This window comes from Mycobacterium sp. (genome assembly GCF_035499775.1).
Lineage (GTDB): Bacteria > Actinomycetota > Actinomycetes > Mycobacteriales > Mycobacteriaceae > Mycobacterium.
Genome location: NZ_DATJYB010000015.1, coordinates 19,063 through 35,556, shown reverse-complemented (window position 1 = coordinate 35,556; position 16,494 = coordinate 19,063). Strand labels below are relative to the sequence as shown.

The following is a 16,494-nucleotide window of genomic DNA, read 5'->3' as shown; positions in this document are numbered from 1 at the left end:
GCCGCTGACCCCGCCGCGGGCGGTGGCCATCATCACCCAGATCGCCTCGGCGCTGGACGCCGCCCACGCCGCCGGGGTGATGCACCGCGACGTCAAACCGCCCAACATCCTGGTCACCCGCGACGACTTCGCCTACCTGGTCGACTTCGGGATCGCCAGTGCGACCACCGACGAGAAACTCACCCAACTGGGCACCGCGGTGGGCACCTGGAAATACATGGCGCCCGAACGGTTTTCCACCGACGAGGTCACCTACCGTGCCGACATCTACGCGCTGGGCTGCGTGTTGTACGAGGCCCTGACCGGAGCCGCGCCCTATCGGGCCGACAGTGCCAGCGTGCTGGTCACCGCCCACCTGATGGACCCCATCCCGCAAGCCAGCGCCAAACGCTCGGGGATCCCCAGGGCGCTGGATGCGGTGATTGCGCGCGGCATGGCCAAAAAGCCCGAGGACCGCTACGCCAGCGCGGGTGACCTGGCGCTGGCCGCCCATGAAGCGCTCAGCGACCCCGATCAAGACCACGCCGCCAACATCGTGCGCCGCAGCCGGGAAGCCAGCATTCCGGGCGGCGCCGCCACGGTGGTCCCGCCGGCGACCCTGGCGGGCACCGGCGTCGCGCCTCCCCCGACTACGCCCCCTCCGGGGGCGCATTCGCGCGTGGTGCCGCCGACTGTGGTGCCTCAGACTCCGGTGCCTCCGACTGTGGTGCCTCCGACTGTGGTGCCTCCGACTGTGGCGCCCCGCCAGACCTACACCCCACCGCCACCCACACCCGTCCAACAACCGCACTATCCCGGTCCGGCCAGCTCCGGGCCCCTGCCGCGGCCCGCACCGCAGCAACCGCCCTACCCCGGTCCGGCCAGCTCCGGGCCGCTGCCGCGGCCGGCACCGGCCAGGCCCGCGTGGGCTCCCGACAGCGGCCCGGTTCCCACCCCGAGTGGGCCGGTCCCCGGCGGCCAGTACTACCAAGCCAGCAATAGTTGGGCCGGCCAACCACCGGGCCCGCCGCATCAGCCCGGCGGCCCGCCCTCCTGGAATCAGGCCCAACCACCGGCCAAAGGCCGCAACCCCTGGCCCATCATCGCCGCCGTCGCCGGGGTGCTGATTGTCGTCGTCGGCGGTTTGGCGGTCTACCTGCTGATCCCGGATCCCAAGCCGCCGCCCAAGCCCATCGCGGCGGAACGTCTCCCGTCGCTTTTGCTGAGCGCCTCGGAAATCAACTCGATCATGGGCGCGACGAGCATGACGCCCGGCGATCCCATCACGACGATGTCGAAGGCCTCCTCGCTGACGCTGTCCCAGCCGTCATGCCTGGGAGTGCTCTATGCCACCCAGGATCCGACGTATGCGAACAGCGGTTACAGCGCCGTGAACGGGTTGGTGTCCAACGAGTCCGGGGACAGCATGCAGCACTTTGTGCACCAAGCCGTGGTCAGCTTCCCGACCGCCGACAAGGCCAGTGACTTCCTGAAGACGTCAGAGGACGCGTGGAAAGGCTGCGCCGGCAAGACGATAACCGTCACGAACTCGGGGAAGACCTTTCGTTGGGCGGTTTCCAGCGTCAGCGGCGGTCCACCGAGGATCACGCTGGTGAACACCCAGGAAGGTGCCAAAGACTGGCAGTGCCAGCGAGCCCTGAGCCAGGTCAACAATGTGATCGTCGACGTCAACGCGTGCGCGTACCAGATCAACGACAAGGCGAGCCAGGTCTCCGACAAGATCAGCGACAAGATCAACAACGAATAGCCACAGCGCTATAAGCGCCAATGTGCAAGTGGCACTGTGCTATTGGCGGGATTAGCTCTGGAGGTCGGGCCCCTCGGCACGCACGTCGTCGACGGCCGACATGGCGTTGCGTAGCTTGGCCAGCCAGTCCTCGGTGTGCTCGCCGACCAGCTTGACCGACCAGGCCAGAGCATCGGCTCGGGACCGGGCGACGCCGGCGTCGACCAGCGTGTCAAGCACCTGGCGTTCCGGTTGCTTCAAGCGGGTCATCACCGGTACCGCGAGGTGGGTGAACAGAATTCGCTCGCCACCGACCTCGACGCCCCAGGAGACGTTGCGCCCGTAGCGTTCCTGCGCTTCACCGGCGATGTTCATCCGCTCCGGCCGGGTTTTTTCGCGGAATCGCGAGACTCGGCCTTCCGCATGATCGCCGCTCTCTTCTTTTCCGGAGCCGGCGGCTTCCGGCAACTTGCCGATGACGGTGATTTCCTCACGGTCGACGACCACCGCGGGATCGCCGTCGAACCAGTCTTCGGGCATGCGGCCGGCGAACCAATCGGCCGCGCCGCTGGCGTCGGGTTGCTGAGCTTGCTGCCAGCCCCCGGGGCGTCCATACCGACGCCCGTCCATGTGGTGGTGTTTCATGATTACATGATTACATCGTTACAGTGATTACGGAATGCCTTTTCACCTTCAGCGAACGGTGGTGGGGTGTGGGCGCGGCGTCGCGTCGAGCCTGCGCTCAGGGCGCCGAGCCTGCGGTGAGGGCGTCGAAATCCCGCCGCGGGGTGACCCTGAGCGCAGTCTCGATTGGCCCGTCGCTCAGGCGTCGTCGGGACCCGAGCCTCGCCGTACCCGATAGAGCCGCACGTCGTTCTTGATGCCCTTGAGGTGACGTGCGCCTGCGGGCGACCAGTGGAATCCGGCGTCCTCGCCGACGACATCGAACACCGACTCCGCAACCAGCACAGTCCCCGGTCGCGCCACCCCGGTCACCCGGCTGGCCACGTTCACCGGATTGCCGAACCAGTCGCCGGCCCGGCTCACCGCCATGCCTCCGGCAACCCCGGCCCGCAGCCGGGGAAAGTCGTTGTCGGTGTCGACGACCTCGACGAGCTTCAAGACGGTGTCCAACAACGGCAGCGGTTCCGGACAGACGAACATCACCGCGTCGCCGATCGTCTTGATGAACCGCACCGGCGGCGCCGTTAAATCGCGGGCGAGGTGTGCCAGCCGGCCGGCGAGGTGGCCCAGTTCTTCAGCCGAGACCGCTTCACCCAGCTTGGTGAAGCCGACCAGGTCGGCGAAAGCGACGTTGACCTCGCGCGCTCCCGGCAGCGGCTGGCCCGCGGCCCGTTCCGCAGCGGTGATCGCTTCGGTCTCCATCGCATGCCGCAATTGCATGAACAGCAGCTCTTGGATCATCGGGCCGAGCAACGGCGCGATCTGGCTCACCAACGCCCGGGACTTTTGAGCGATCTCCAATTCGGTCACTTTGGGACGAATGATCGCCGACAGCGCGGTGTAGCGCATGACCTCGGCGGCATGCGAGAGTCCATCGGCCAGCACCCGCACCACGTTCACGACCTGGTCGGAATCGAGCCCCATCTCGACGAACCGCTGGGCGTACGCCGCGGCCTCGCCGTCGGCGCGCATGTGCACGACCGCGTCGGGGTCATCCACCCTGGCCAATCCGATGGCGCGTTGCACCCGCTGCAGCAGGTCGAGGTCAATGCCGTGGGACTCGCTGATCTCGCGGGTGGACACATAGGTGCCGTCGTCGCCGATGAGATGCCGGGTGGCCAGTAGCAGCGGCGGGTTGGCGGTACGGACCTCATCGGCAGTGATCCCCTGCTCGAACAGCCACGCCAAGAGCTCGGCCCGCTCAGCGCGCGCGGGTCCCTCGAGTCCGGCGAGCAGATCCTCGTCCACTTGATCGGCCACGAGGTCAACGTATAACGAGAGGCTATGCCCGCTCCAATGCTGCAGGGATTCCCGCCGGTGATCGACGACCGCGCCCGGGTGCTGATCCTGGGTTCCTTTCCCAGCGCGCTGTCGCTGGCGGCAGGACAGTATTACGCGAATCCCCGAAATGCGTTCTGGCACATCACCGGTCAGCTATTCGGCTTCGCCGCGACGGCGCCCTACGACGAGCGGTTGGCGGCACTGCAATCCCACCGGATCGCGCTGTGGGATGTGCTGCGCCAGTGCCGCCGCGCCGGCAGCGCGGACTCCGCGATCGACCCGAAGAGCTTGGCCGTGAACAAGTTTGCCGAGCTGTTCACCCAATACCCGGGCATCACCCGGGTCTATTTCAACGGCGCCAAGGCGGCGACGCTGTTCGCCAGGTTGGCAGACCGGCCGGCGCTCGACTACCAGCGGCTGCCGTCGACCAGCCCGGCACATGCCGTCAAGCCCGGCGAGAAGTTGGCCGCCTGGCGGGTGATCGCCCAGTCATGAGACCGGCGGCCGGCGGTGCGCCCACGGCCGGGCGGCTTCGATCTGCGCGGACAGCGACAGCAGCGTCGCCTCGTCGTAAGGGCGGCCGACGAGCTGGATCGCGATCGGCAGGCCCTCGGCGTCGAGGTCCCACGGCACGACCGCGGCGGGCTGGCCGGTCAGATTCCAGACCGGGAAGTACGGAACCCGCTGCGCCACCAGCAGCAGCGTCGACACCGCGCCACGATGCTGGTAAGCGCCGATGCGCGACGGGCCGTTCGCGGTGCCTGGTGTGACGACGACGTCGACGTCGTTGAAGATCGACTGGATCCGGCTGCTCACCCGCTCCTCGGCGGCGCGGACAGCCTCTATACGCCGGTCCGAGAAGAACGAACCCAGGCGGGCGATGGCGCGGGTGCGCGCTTCGAGGCGTTCCGGGTGGGCCTGCGCGTCGGCGTCGTCGCTGATACCGCGCAGGTAGCGGGGCAGAAAGTGCGCGTACATCGACTGCAGTGGGTACTCGGGGTCGCGGACGACCACGTCGTGACCCAGGTCGCGAAGCAACGTGCCCGCCGCCTCGACGGCCGCCAGCTCCTCGGCCCCAACCCGCACGGGCAGCGTCGGGACCTTGGTGCTCAAGGCAATTCGCAGCTTGCCCGGAACGCGCGTCGCCGCGGCGACGAACTCGCCCTCGGGACCGGGCACCGTGCTGGTGGCATCGAGGAACAACGCCGCGTCCAGCACCGACCGCGCGATCGGGCCGTTGACGCTCAGTCCGTACCACGCATCGTCGTGCGGCTCCAGCGAGACCCGGTCGCGCTGCGGCTTCAGCCCGAACAGCCCGCACCAGCTCGACGGGATGCGAATCGAGCCGCCGCCATCGGAACCCAGTGCCAACGGGGCCAGCCCGGCGGCCACCGCGGCGGCGCTGCCGCCACTGCTGCCGCCCGGAGTGCGCCGCGGGTTCCATGGGTTTCGGGTAGCTCCGAACGTCAGCGATTCGGTGAAGGGAAAAATCATCAGCTCGGGCACGTTGGTTTTGCCGATGATGACCGCGCCGGCCGCACGCAGCCGACGCACCACGTCCGCGTCGGCAGTCACTGCCGGACGGTGGCCGCCGCCGCCGAAAGTGGTCACCTCACCGGCGACGTCGACATCGTCCTTGATCGCGATCGGCACGCCGAGCAGCGGCAGCCGCTCACCGGCGTCCAGCCGGTCCTGCGCCACGTATGCCTCGTCGCGCGCACTGTCGAGAAGCACCGTGCGATAAGAGCGAAGTTCGCTGTCCAGACGCGCAATCCGCGCCAAGTAGACCTCGAGCAGTTCGGGTGCGGTCAGCTCGCCGTCAGCCAGCATTCGTGCTTGGGCGGCCGCGCCCGCGAAGGCGAGATCGCTAGCGTCCACTGCGGCAGCGTATCCCGCTCGCCTAGGCGCTCCCCGGGCCGGTCTCGCACCCGCCCGTGCCCAGTACTGTGGTGCGTCATGTCCTGCGTGTTCTGTGCCATCGTCGCCGGGGAAGCTCCGGCCATCCGGATCCACGAAGACGACGATTACCTGGCAGTCCTCGACATCCGCCCGTTCACCCGCGGCCACACCCTGGTGATGCCGAAGCGCCACACCGTCGACCTCACCGACACCCCGCCGGAGACGCTGGCCGGCATGATGGCGGTCGGACAGCGGATCGCGCGCGCGGCGCGCGCCACGGAATTGGCCGACGCGACCAACGTCGGGATCAACGACGGCCCGGCCGCCTTCCAGACGGTCTTCCACATCCACCTGCACGTGCTACCCCGACGCAACGGCGACAAGCTGGCGGTGGCCAAGGGGATGGTGCTGCGCCGTGACCCGGACCGCGAGGCCACCGCCCGGATCCTGCGGGACGCACTGGCACGGATCGACACCAGCCAGTAAGACTGGGGTCATGAGCAATGCGACGTTGATCAATCGACTGGTGCTATTCCCGATGCTGCGGTTCCACGACATGGTCTACCAGAAGACTGACGGCCGGATCGGACATCAGGTACCGGGGATGCCGCGCAGTCTGCTGCTGCACACGACCGGCGCTAAGACCGGTCAACCGCGCACGAACACGCTGACCTACGCCAAAGACGGCGATTCGTACCTGATCGTCGCGTCCAACGGCGGCGACGAGAAATACCCGGGCTGGTATCACAACCTGCGCAAACACCCCGAAACCGACATCAATGTCGGCCCCAAGCGATTCCCGGTGACCGCGCGGAAGATCACGCCCGACGATCCCGACTACTCAAGGCTCTGGGAGATCGTGAACAAGAACAACGGGAACCGGTACAAGGGTTACCAAACCCGCACGTCACGACCGATCCCGATCTTCGCGTTGACTCCGATGTAACGGCAGCACCAACTAGTCAAGCCTTAGTCGACGTCGCGGTTTATCCTGCTAAAAGCGCGCGGTGAAGCTCCCTGGTGCCTCACCGCATAGTTGTGTGTGCGAGCGGAGTGGGGCCTGGAACGAGGAATGAAACGCTGGACGGGATTGCCGTGCCCGTTCTCCGGGCTGACGATGGGCGTGAGCTGCGCCGTCGTCGGCGGATATTTCGTGGCGGCGGCCCTGGTCGCGGCTTCGTCGCTGTTGGCGTGGCAGGGGCCCTATGCAATTCGGCCGGTCGACGACTTCGTGTCGGTGCTAAGTCTCGGGTTCACGGCGGGGTGTGCTGCTCGGGCGGCTCGCGCCGCAGTCGGGCGCCGCAGAGTCGGATGGCTCGCGTTGGCCATCGGCCTGCTGGGCTGGGCGGTCGGGCAGGTCATCTGGGCGGTCTATGACGTGCGCCCCGCGCTCGATCACGCCACGCACCCGGCGGCGGCCGAAATGGTCCTGCTCCTGTACCCGGCTGGCGCGATCACGTCGTTGCTGCTGATCCCCGGTCACAATCGGCGCCATCGCTGGCGAACGGCACTCGACGGCGCCATCGTGGCGAGTTCGCTGTTCGTGGTCTCGTGGGTATTCGTTATCGCGAAATCGTTCAGCGAGAACAGCGGCTCGAGACTCACCACCCTGGCACACATTTCCACCGACGTCGTCGTCGTGACGATCGCGATCCTGGTGCTGTCGCGGGACCGTCCCGGCGGCCGGCGCAGCCTGGGCCTGCTAGCCGGCGGAATCACGACGATCGGTCTTGCCGACATCCTGATCGTGTTCCAGACCGGAATCGGCAGCTATCACGCCGGCGATGTGGTGGACGTGACCCGAATAGCCGGACTGGGGATGTTGGCACTGTCGGCGCTGTCCAGCGTCAGGGAGTCGCCGCCAGTGGCATCGCCGGACGAGATCATGTCCCGCGCGCGGTTGTGGCTGCCGTATCTGCCGCTGCTGCTGGCCGCCGTGGTCGGGTTGGGCACAGCGGTGGGCCACATGCAGCACGGGCCGATGCTGCTCGCGCTCGGCATCCTGGTCGGCGCGGTGCTGGTCCGACAGCTCGTCGTGCTCGTGGAGAACCAGGGCCTGTTGTCCGAAGTGGCCCAGGAAGCGTTCCGTGACAGCCTGACCGGTCTGGCGAATCGGGCCCACTTCCTGCATCGACTGGAACAAGCCGTCGGCCACCGGCGCGGCGACGACGTACCGATTGCGGTGCTGTGCCTGGATCTCGACAACTTCAAATCCGTCAACGACGCCCTGGGGCATCCGGCCGGCGACGAGCTGCTGGTCCGGGTCGCCGGGCGGCTCACCACCGCGCTGGGGGAAACGGGCACCGCCGCACGCCTTGGTGGTGACGAATTCGCGGTGCTCATCGAAGGTTCCGTCGAAGAATCGCAGGCGGCGGCGCATCGCGTGCTGGAGTCGTTCAGCGCGGCGATCGTGATCGACGGCGTCCCGCTGGAGGTCCGACCGAGCATCGGATTCACCGTGGCCACCTCCGCATCGGGCTGCACCGTCGACGAGCTGCTCCGGCATGCCGACCTGGCCATGTACGCCGCCAAACGCGAAGGCGGCCAATGCATTCGCAGTTTCGTTCCCGATCTGCCGTTGCCGTATGCGCTGCCTGAACTGCCGTCGATGACGGCGTCGGCCGTTAAATCGTTGCCCACGAGCACCTTTGACAAGGACACCGCGCCGCCGCGCGCGCTGTTCACGAAGGTCGCAGCCTCGACGCCGGACCATCCGCACGACGCGCACCACGGTATTCGGTGGCCCCCGTTGGGAATCCGGATCGCCTTGGCGACCTTGGGGATCGGGGTACTGGTCTACACCGTGGCGAGCTTCGTGGTCGGGACTGGCCGTGATGCTGTGTTCTTCACCGACTACCTGTATCCGGCGCTGAATCTGTTGGCCGCCGGGCTGATTGGCGTTCGCGCCTACCGGGTCTCGCACGATCGCATGGCCTGGACCCTGATTGCGGTCGGCATGGCCTTTTCGGCGATGGGCGACGTCGTCTACACCCTATGGGTGCCGCCTGGTCAGTCGCCGTCGATCGCCGATCCGCTCTACCTGATCTTCTATCCGCTTGTGTACGCGGGACTGCTGCTGCTCATGCGGACCCGCCTGAAGCGGGTGCCCGTTTCGGTCCGGCTCGATCCGCTGGTCTGCGGGTTGGCCATAGCCGCGGCAGCGGTGGCTTTGGCGGCGGGACCAATCCACACCGCAGTGACCCGCACACCGGCAACCGTGCTGGTGGGCCTGGTCTACCCGTGGGGCGATCTGGTGCTGTTGGCTTTGGCTGCGGGCATGCTGCCGATCCTGGGCTGGCGCCACGAGTCTCGCTGGGGCATTTTGGTTGCCGGGTTCATGCTGTTCGCGATCACCGACACGGCATATCTGTTCGAAACCGCGTCCCACTCCTACCACGTCGGCACCCTGCTCGATGCCTGCTGGCCCGCGTCGTCATTCCTGATAGCCCTGGCCAGTTGGGCACCTTGGTCGTCGGTGGCACCCTCGCCGAGACGCGGGCTCGGTTCTTACGCGGCTCCGGTGACGTGCACGGTTGTGGCGCTGACGGTCGCCGTGCTGGTCAACGACTCACGACTTGCGACGACGCTCGCCGCGTTGAGCCTGGTCGCGGTCGCCGCGCGCTTTGCGGTGACCTTCCGCGACATCAGCATCTTGGCCGAAAGCCACAAGCACGCCATGACCGACGAGGTGACCGCACTGCCCAACCGGCGCTCACTGGCGACGGCCCTGACCGAGGTGTCGGGGATGGCCACCGTCTCGCTGCGGTCCGGCCCCTCGCTGGTGGCCAGGGGGCCATCCCGCCGAGCACTGCTGTTGCTGGATCTCTGTGAGTTTCAAGAGATCACCGACTCGGTCGGTCACCACTTCCGTGACGAGCTGTTGTGCCGCATCGCGAGTCGTCTGTCCGGCAATGTGCGTAGCGAGGATCTGCTCGCCCGGGTCGGTGATGACGAATTCGCGATACTGCTGGCCGAAAGGACCGACCTGATTGCCGCGCGCGCCCAGGCAGGCCGCCTGCTCGAGGCCCTGAGCGAACCGATCGCGCTGGATCCGATGACCGTGCAAGTCGATGCCCGCATCGCCATCGCGCTGTATCCCGACCATTGCGACCACCCGCAGGAGCTGCTGACTCGCGCCGAGACGGCCATTCCGCACGCCAAGTCCGCCACCGGCAAGATCGTCGTGTACGACCCGACTTTTGAGCTGTATCGCGAGAACGACCCCAACCTCATCGACGAATTGCGCACCGCGCTACACGGTGGTGACGAGCTGACATGTCACTACCAGCCCAAGATCAACGCCAGCGACGGCAGCGTGCACAGCGTGGAGGCACTGCTGCGCTGGCACCACCCCAGCCGCGGGCTGCTGTTGCCCGAGGAATTCCTGCCCGCCGCCGAGCGCGCCGGGCTGATGCGCAAGGTGGCCAACCGCACCGTCAACCTCGCCCTCGAACAGATCCAGTCCTGGCGCGAGCAGGGCCTCACGCTGACCGTCGCGGTGAATCTCTCGACGACGAATCTGCTCGACCTCGACCTGGTGGGAACAATCGAGCAGCTGCTCAGAACCCACGGTCTGCCCGCCGACGCGCTCATCATCGAGATCACCGAAAGCACCCTCGTCGACTCGGTGCGGTCACGTAATACCGTCGCCGCGCTGCAGCGCATCGGGGTCCGCATCTCGCTGGACGACTACGGCACCGGATGGTCGTCACTGGCCCGCCTGCAGGATGTCTCGGTCGACGAGCTCAAACTGGACCGGGTGTTCGTGGCGCGTCTGTCCCACGACCCGCGATCGGTCGCCATCGTGCGGTCCACGGTCGCGTTGGCACGCAGCCTGGGAGCGGATCTGGTCGCCGAGGGAGTCGAAGACGAGGTGACGTTGAGCGCGGTGCGGCGCTACGGCTGCACTATCACGCAGGGCTTCCTGCACAGTCCGCCGTTGCCCGCGCATGACATGCAACATTGGATGGCCAGCCACACACCCGATCCGCGTCAGGCCGACGACAAGGCGCCGGCTAGAACAGCTCCTTCGAAAGAAGCTCCAGCGTCGCGACCCGGGCCGGTGCGGTAGCCGGATCGGTGCCGCGGTGCGCCGACGCGACCGGATGCACCATCACCTCGTCGACGTCGAATCGTTCGGCAAGTGCTTTGAGTTGCTCGGCGGCCTCCGCGGGTGAGCCGACGACGGCCCGCTCGAGCCCGCTGTCCACGATGTGCTGCTGCTGCGGGGTCAGTTTTGCGACCCGGGCCTCTTCGACGAGCGGCACCGGCCCGAGCGGCTCCCCGGTCCGCAGCCGCGCCATCGTCTGCAGGTTGGGCAGTATCAATGCCGTTGCCTCGTCCCGTGTTTCGGCCACCGCGGCGTTGACGGTCAAGAACGTCACGGGTTCGGGGGCCAGGTCGCTGGGCCGGAATCGGGAGCGGTACACCTCGAGCGCCTCTTCGGTTCCTTTGCCGGAGAAATGATGGGCGAACACGTAGGGCAGACCCTTGGCGGCGGCGAGATGCGCCGAGTACATCGACGAGCCCAGCAGCCACAGCTTCGGCTCGGTGGTCGCTGCGGGGGTGGCTTTGAGTCGATAGTCGCCGGAGCGCAGGGGCACGATCACGCCGCGCGCGCTCATCAGCGCCGCGACGTCGTCGAGATAGGCCGGGAAGTTCTCGATGTCCGCGTCGTCCCGGCTGCCGCGCAGGGCGTAGGAAGTCACCGGGTCGGATCCGGGTGCCCGGCCGATGCCCAGGTCGATGCGGCCCGGAGCGGCGGCTTCCAGCAGCGCGAACTGCTCGGCGACGGCCAGCGGCGCGTGGTTGGGCAGCATCACGCCGCCCGATCCCAGCCGCAGCTGCGAGGTCTGCGCGGCCAGGTAGGCGATCAGCACCGGCGGGCTGGTTGCCCCGACCGACGGCATGTTGTGGTGTTCGGCGAGCCAGTAGCGCGTGAAACCGAGCCGGTCCGCGGTCTGCGCGAGCTGGACGGTGGCCGCCAGCGCGTCCGTGGTGGACTGGTCGGTGCGCACCGGGACGAGATCAAGAACGGAAAGACGCACGATCGCGTCAACGCTGTTTGGGGTGCGAACGTTCCCCAGACAGCTTCGCCGTCGGTCCTACAAGGTCGCCGAGCGTGTACTGGTTGCACCAACCGCTTGACTTTGAGGCCAGTTTTTCGCAAGGGTTACCCGTTTGGCGAGGCACACTCGACACGGCGAGCGGACGTTCAGTAGTCCTTGAGCTCGATCGAGTTCACGATCCGTTCGAATACCTCCTGCGGGATCGGTGCCCCGCCCGGGATGTTGTCGACGACCAGCCATTGGTTGCGCTTGACGTAGTCGGCGTACTCGGCGTGGTAGTTGGCAAAGCCCTTCTCGTAGTCCTCACCGGCGGCCTTGAGCTCCCCCGCCAGGAAGTAGGCGCCCAGCAGCGCGACGCTGGTCCCCTGGCCGGACAGCGGCGAGCAGCAGTATCCGGCATCGCCGACCAGCGCCACCCTGCCCTTCGACCAGTGGTCCATCTTGATCTGCGACATTTCGTCGAAGTAGAAATCCTCCGCCGAGCGCATGTATTCCAGCAACTGCGGGCGAACCCAGCCGTCGTCGGCCATCCGCCGCTCCAGCTCGGCGAACTGGGCCTCGGTGTCGCGGTAGTCGATCCGCAGGTCGGGCTCCATGAAGCCCAGCATCGCCCGGGCCTCGGCGTTGCCGCGCGCGCTGTAGATACCGGCCATGGTGGAGTCGCCGTAGTGCCAGGTCTGCCAGTAGTCGAGATCCAGGAAGTTGGGCACCGTGAAAATCGCGGCGAAGGTGCCCAGCCTGTCGATGTATCGCTCCTCGTCGCCGAACACCAGCCTGCGCACGTTGGAGTGCAACCCGTCGGCCCCGATGACCAGGTCGAAGTTGCGGGCGCCGGCCCGCTCGAAGGTGACCGCCACCTTGGGATCGACCAAGGCGTCGTCCTGCAGCGCGGCGATGGTGTCGTCGAATAGGTATTCGACGTTGAGTTTAGTTGCGTCGTACAGCAATTCGATGAGGTCGTCGCGCAGCAGCTCGATGTCGGGGCTGGCGATGAGGCCGCCGCTGGGCGTCGATTCGGTGTCTTGGGACAGCTCGTTACCGTCGCGGTCGACGACGGATGCGCCGCGTATCCGCGTCCTGAGATGGTCGGCGGCGGCGCGCAAAAACATGCGTTCCAGCACCGTCAGCGCCGGACCGCGCACGTCGATCGCCTGACCGCCGCGCCGCAGCCCGGGGCAGCGCTCCACAACGGTCACCGAATAGCCGTACTGGGTGAGCCAATATGCAGCGGTCATCCCGGCGATACTGGCGCCGGAAACCAGAACTTCAGTCACTAACCATCCCTGCCATCTTTTTGGCGACGCCGAAAATGTCGTCGAGCATCGCCGGAGTCAACCTACCGGTGAACATGTTCTGCTGACTCGGGTGGTAGCAACCGAGCAAGCGCAAGCCGGACGACAGTTCGGCGACGGCGCCGTGACCGAAGCGCGGTTTGGGCGTCGCGCGGGCACCGCCCGGCAGCTGAAGCGCGACCTGCCAGGCGAAACCTCCCAGCGCCACGATCACCCGCACTTGCGCCGACACCAGCCGCCACTCTGAATCCAGCCAGGGTGCGCACGTCAGCCGCTCGGCCGGCGTCGGGGCGTTGCCCGGGGGCGCGCAGCGCACCGGCGCGACGATGCGAACCTGGCTGGCCCGCAGACCGTCTGCGGCGTCGACGCTGGTCGGCTGGTTCACCAGACCGGCCCGGTGCAGCGCCGCGTAAAGCTGGTCGCCGGAGCGGTCGCCGGTGAACATGCGTCCGGTCCGGTTGGCGCCGTGCGCGGCGGGCGCCAGCCCGACGATCAGCAACCGCGGCCGCTCCGATCCCCAGCCCGGCACCGGACGTCCCCAATAGGGCTGGTCGGCGAAGGCCCGTCGTTTGCCGACGGCGACCTCTTCGCGCCAGGTGACCAGCCGCGGGCAGGCCCGGCACACGCTGCTCGCCGCGTCGAGTTCGGGTATCGAGTTTGCCGCGTCCGCCAGCGTCACGACTTGGACGGCGTCGGTGGCCACCGGGGTTTGTGGCGTGGCCGCATCGCCGGGCCAACCGGTGCCGGGAGCCACCGGAGAACCGAACGCCTGCCCGGTGTTCGGATGGAGAAGCACACCAACATCCTGCATGGACTGGCCGACCGGCCGTGAAATACCCGGTAATTCGGTGGTTCCCGACGCCGGTTTCGAGTTAAATTCAGCCGCGATATCCCATGAGAAATCGCAGCCGCATTCCAGCACTCCTCATTCTGTTCGGCACGTTGATGGCGTCGGCGGGTGACGGCATCTCGCTGGTCGCGTTCCCGTGGCTGGTGTTGCAGCGCCAGGGCAGCGCGGGCCAGGCGTCGATCGTGGCCGGCGCGATCACGGTGCCGTTGCTGTTCTCGACGCTGATCGCCGGGACCGCGGTCGACTACTTCGGGCGTCGCCGGGTGTCCATGGTCGCCGACGCGCTGTCCGGCGCGGCGGTGGCCGGGGTTCCGCTGGTGGCGTGGACGCTCGGCGCGGGTGCGGTCAACGTTGTGGCACTGGCGATTCTGGGCGCGTTGTCGGCCACGTTCGATCCGGCCGGGATGACGGCACGCCAGTCGATGCTGCCCGAGGCCGCCGCCCGCGCCGGCTGGTCGCTGGACCGCACCAACAGCAGCTACGAGGCGATCCTGAACCTGGCGTTCGTGGTGGGCCCGGGTCTGGGCGGTCTGATGATCGCCGAAGTCGGCGGCATCACCACCATGTGGATCACCGCGGGCGCGTTCGGGCTGTCGCTGCTCGCGATGGCGGTCTTACGACTGGAGGGCGCCGGCAAGCCGCATCACGCGACCCGGCCCGAAGGGCTGAAGTCCGGAATCTCCGAGGGGCTGCGGTTCGTCTGGAGCCTGCGGGTGCTGCGCACGCTCGCCATGATCGACCTGGTCGTCACCGCGCTGTACCTGCCGATGGAGAGCGTGCTGTTCCCGAAGTACTTCACCGACCACAACCAGCCCAAGCAGCTGGGCTATTCGTTGATGGCGCTGTCCATCGGCGGCCTGGTGGGGGCGCTGGGTTACGCGGCGCTGTCCAAGTACGGGAGCCGGCGGGTGATCATGCTGACCGCGGTGCTGACCTTCGGCGCGGCGACGATGGTCATCGCACTGTTGCCGCCATTGCCGGTCATCCTGGTGATGTGTGCGGTGGTCGGCCTGGTCTACGGGCCGATCCAGCCGATCTACGCATACGTCGTGCAGACCCGGGCGCCGCACCAGCTGCGTGGCCGGGTCACCGGGGTGATGACATCGCTGGCGTTTGCCGCCGGACCGCTGGGGTTGCTGCTGGCCGGGCCGCTGACCGACGCGGCCGGACTGCACGTGACGTTTTTTGCGTTGGCGCTGCCGATCCTGATGACCGGACTGGTCTGCATCCGGCTGCCGTCGCTGCGCGAACTGGATCGTACGCCGGAGTTCGCCGTCACTCCCGAGCCGTAAACTCGGTCCGTGAGTGCACTCGACAGCCTGGTCGCTGAGCTGCCCGACGGGATGGTGGTCACCGACCCCACCGTGACCGAGGGCTACCGGCAAGACCGCGCGCTGGACCCCTCGGCCGGCAAGCCGCTGGCGGTGGTCCGGCCGCGGCGTACCGAAGAGGTACAGACGGTCCTGCGCTGGGCTTCGGCGAACCGGGTGCCGGTGGTCACCCGGGGAGCCGGCAGCGGGCTGTCCGGCGGGGCCACCGCGCTGGACGACGGGATCGTGCTGTCGACGGAAAAGATGCGCGAGATCACCGTCGACCCGGTGACCCGCACCGCGGTGTGCCAGCCCGGGCTGTTCAACGCGGAGGTGAAGAAGGCCGCGGCGGAGCACGGCCTGTGGTATCCGCCCGACCCGTCGTCGTTCGAGATCTGCAGCATCGGCGGAAACATCGCCACCAACGCCGGCGGCCTGTGCTGCGTGAAATACGGCGTCACCACCGACTACGTGCTGGGCATGCAGGTGGTGCTGGCCGACGGCACCGCGGTGCGGTTGGGCGGCCCGAGGCTGAAAGATGTTGCAGGATTGTCACTTACCAAGCTGTTCGTGGGAAGCGAGGGCACGCTGGGCGTCATCACCGAGGTGACACTGCGACTACTGCCGGCGCAGAACGCCTCGAGCGTCGTGGTGGCCAGCTTCGCGTCGGTCAAGGCGGCGGTCGACGCGGTGCTGGGGGTGGCCGCGCGCCTGCGCCCCGCCATGCTCGAGTTCATGGATTCGGTGGCGATCAACGCCGTCGAGGACACGCTGCGGATGGACCTGGACCGCTCTGCGGCCGCCATGCTGGTGGCCGGCTCCGATGAAAGGGGAGGTGCGGGGGCCGCCGACGCCGAGCTGATGGCCGCGATATTCGCGGAAAACGGTGCGACAGAAGTGTTTTCGACCGACGACCCGGACGAGGGCGAGGCATTCGTGGCGGCCCGGCGGTTCTGCATCCCCGCGGTGGAAAGCAAGGGATCACTGCTGCTGGAAGACGTCGGGGTGCCGCTGCCGGCGCTGGGCCGGCTGGTGACGGGGATTGCCGAGATTGCCGCCGAGCGCGACCTGATGATCTCGGTGATCGCGCACGCCGGCGACGGCAACACCCATCCGCTGATCGTCTACGACCCCGCCGATGCCGACATGGCCGAGCGCGCCCATCTCGCGTTCGGCGAAATCATGGACCTCGCCGTCGGTCTGGGCGGGACGATCACCGGTGAACACGGCGTCGGGCGATTGAAGCGGCCGTGGCTGGCCGGTTATCTCGGGCCCGACGTGATGGACCTCAACCACCGGATCAAGCAGGCGCTGGATCCGCTGGGCATTCTGAACCCCGGCTCCGGGATCTGACGCGGGGCGGCCCGGTGATGCGGCGACGATG

13 protein-coding genes are annotated in these 16,494 nt (G+C 67.6%); 7 read left to right on the top strand and 6 right to left on the bottom strand.

All coding sequences use genetic code 11. From position 1 onward, the window contains the following. A partial coding sequence (locus VML93_RS00795) for a serine/threonine-protein kinase PknH/PknJ (RefSeq protein ID WP_325606660.1) occupies positions 1-1,747 on the top strand: 1,747 nt, incomplete at its 5' end. A 51-nt stretch (positions 1,748-1,798) separates the two neighbouring features. Here the strand turns inward: VML93_RS00795 and VML93_RS00790 are convergent. Beyond that, the gene (locus VML93_RS00790) at positions 1,799-2,371 is read right to left on the bottom strand and encodes a hypothetical protein (RefSeq protein WP_325606658.1); all 573 of its coding nucleotides are present in this window, start codon (positions 2,369-2,371) and stop codon (positions 1,799-1,801) included. Positions 2,372-2,548: 177 nt separating this feature from the next. After that, positions 2,549-3,670, bottom strand: coding sequence for an adenylate/guanylate cyclase domain-containing protein (locus VML93_RS00785; protein WP_325606656.1), 1,122 nt, complete (start codon positions 3,668-3,670; stop codon positions 2,549-2,551). Positions 3,671-3,694: 24 nt separating this feature from the next. On the opposite strand from VML93_RS00785, the gene VML93_RS00780 reads away from it, so the two are divergent. Then, positions 3,695-4,186 (top strand): DNA-deoxyinosine glycosylase, encoded by a 492-nt coding sequence (locus tag VML93_RS00780; protein ID WP_325606654.1) that lies wholly within the window; start codon positions 3,695-3,697, stop codon positions 4,184-4,186. Here the strand turns inward: VML93_RS00780 and VML93_RS00775 are convergent. Next, positions 4,181-5,569 (bottom strand): amidase, encoded by a 1,389-nt coding sequence (locus VML93_RS00775; RefSeq protein WP_325606652.1) that lies wholly within the window; start codon positions 5,567-5,569, stop codon positions 4,181-4,183. The genes VML93_RS00780 and VML93_RS00775 overlap by 6 nt on opposite strands. 78 nt (positions 5,570-5,647) lie before the next feature. Here VML93_RS00775 and VML93_RS00770 point away from each other — a divergent pair, with 78 nt between their 5' ends. The 3 genes from VML93_RS00770 (at position 5,648) to VML93_RS00760 (ending at position 10,661) form a co-directional block, all read left to right on the top strand. Continuing rightward, positions 5,648-6,076, top strand: a complete 429-nt coding sequence (locus VML93_RS00770; RefSeq protein ID WP_325606650.1) for an HIT family protein — start codon at positions 5,648-5,650, stop codon at positions 6,074-6,076. 10 nt (positions 6,077-6,086) lie between these two features. After that, a complete protein-coding gene (locus VML93_RS00765; RefSeq protein ID WP_325606648.1) occupies positions 6,087-6,536 on the top strand; it encodes a nitroreductase family deazaflavin-dependent oxidoreductase in 450 nt (149 codons plus the stop codon). Positions 6,537-6,662: 126 nt separating this feature from the next. After that, a complete protein-coding gene (locus VML93_RS00760; RefSeq protein ID WP_325606646.1) occupies positions 6,663-10,661 on the top strand; it encodes a bifunctional diguanylate cyclase/phosphodiesterase in 3,999 nt (1,332 codons plus the stop codon). On the opposite strand, the gene VML93_RS00755 is transcribed toward VML93_RS00760, so the two are convergent. The 3 genes from VML93_RS00755 to VML93_RS00745 form a co-directional block, all read right to left on the bottom strand. Then, a complete protein-coding gene (locus VML93_RS00755; protein WP_325606644.1) occupies positions 10,606-11,637 on the bottom strand; it encodes an LLM class flavin-dependent oxidoreductase in 1,032 nt (343 codons plus the stop codon). The two genes, VML93_RS00760 and VML93_RS00755, sit on opposite strands and share 56 nt — an antisense overlap. A gap of 167 nt (positions 11,638-11,804) precedes the next feature. After that, on the bottom strand, positions 11,805-12,932 hold the full coding sequence (locus VML93_RS00750) for an FAD-binding protein (RefSeq protein ID WP_325606642.1): 1,128 nt from the start codon (positions 12,930-12,932) through the stop codon (positions 11,805-11,807). After that, a complete protein-coding gene (locus VML93_RS00745; RefSeq protein WP_325606641.1) occupies positions 12,925-13,761 on the bottom strand; it encodes a uracil-DNA glycosylase in 837 nt (278 codons plus the stop codon). The genes VML93_RS00750 and VML93_RS00745 overlap by 8 nt, the downstream gene beginning before the upstream one ends. A gap of 83 nt (positions 13,762-13,844) precedes the next feature. On the opposite strand from VML93_RS00745, the gene VML93_RS00740 reads away from it, so the two are divergent. Next, positions 13,845-15,092, top strand: coding sequence for an MFS transporter (locus VML93_RS00740; protein ID WP_325606639.1), 1,248 nt, complete (start codon positions 13,845-13,847; stop codon positions 15,090-15,092). Between the two features lie 51 nt (positions 15,093-15,143). Next, positions 15,144-16,463 carry an FAD-binding oxidoreductase gene (locus VML93_RS00735; RefSeq protein WP_325606662.1) on the top strand — a complete coding sequence of 440 codons (1,320 nt, stop codon included), beginning with the start codon at positions 15,144-15,146 and terminating at the stop codon, positions 16,461-16,463. Positions 16,464-16,494: the final 31 nt, after the last annotated feature.

Bases quoted from the DNA above. Each gene is read 5' to 3' on its own strand.
- VML93_RS00790 (WP_325606658.1), bottom strand. From the start codon at position 2,371: ATGAAACACCACCACATGGACGGGCGTCGGTATGGACGCCCCGGGGGC.
- VML93_RS00780 (WP_325606654.1), top strand. From the start codon at position 3,695: ATGCCCGCTCCAATGCTGCAGGGATTCCCGCCGGTGATCGACGACCGC.
- VML93_RS00770 (WP_325606650.1), top strand. From the start codon at position 5,648: ATGTCCTGCGTGTTCTGTGCCATCGTCGCCGGGGAAGCTCCGGCCATC.
- VML93_RS00765 (WP_325606648.1), top strand. From the start codon at position 6,087: ATGAGCAATGCGACGTTGATCAATCGACTGGTGCTATTCCCGATGCTG.
- VML93_RS00760 (WP_325606646.1), top strand. From the start codon at position 6,663: ATGAAACGCTGGACGGGATTGCCGTGCCCGTTCTCCGGGCTGACGATG.
- VML93_RS00745 (WP_325606641.1), bottom strand. From the start codon at position 13,761: ATGCAGGATGTTGGTGTGCTTCTCCATCCGAACACCGGGCAGGCGTTC.
- VML93_RS00740 (WP_325606639.1), top strand. From the start codon at position 13,845: ATGAGAAATCGCAGCCGCATTCCAGCACTCCTCATTCTGTTCGGCACG.
- VML93_RS00735 (WP_325606662.1), top strand. From the start codon at position 15,144: ATGGTGGTCACCGACCCCACCGTGACCGAGGGCTACCGGCAAGACCGC.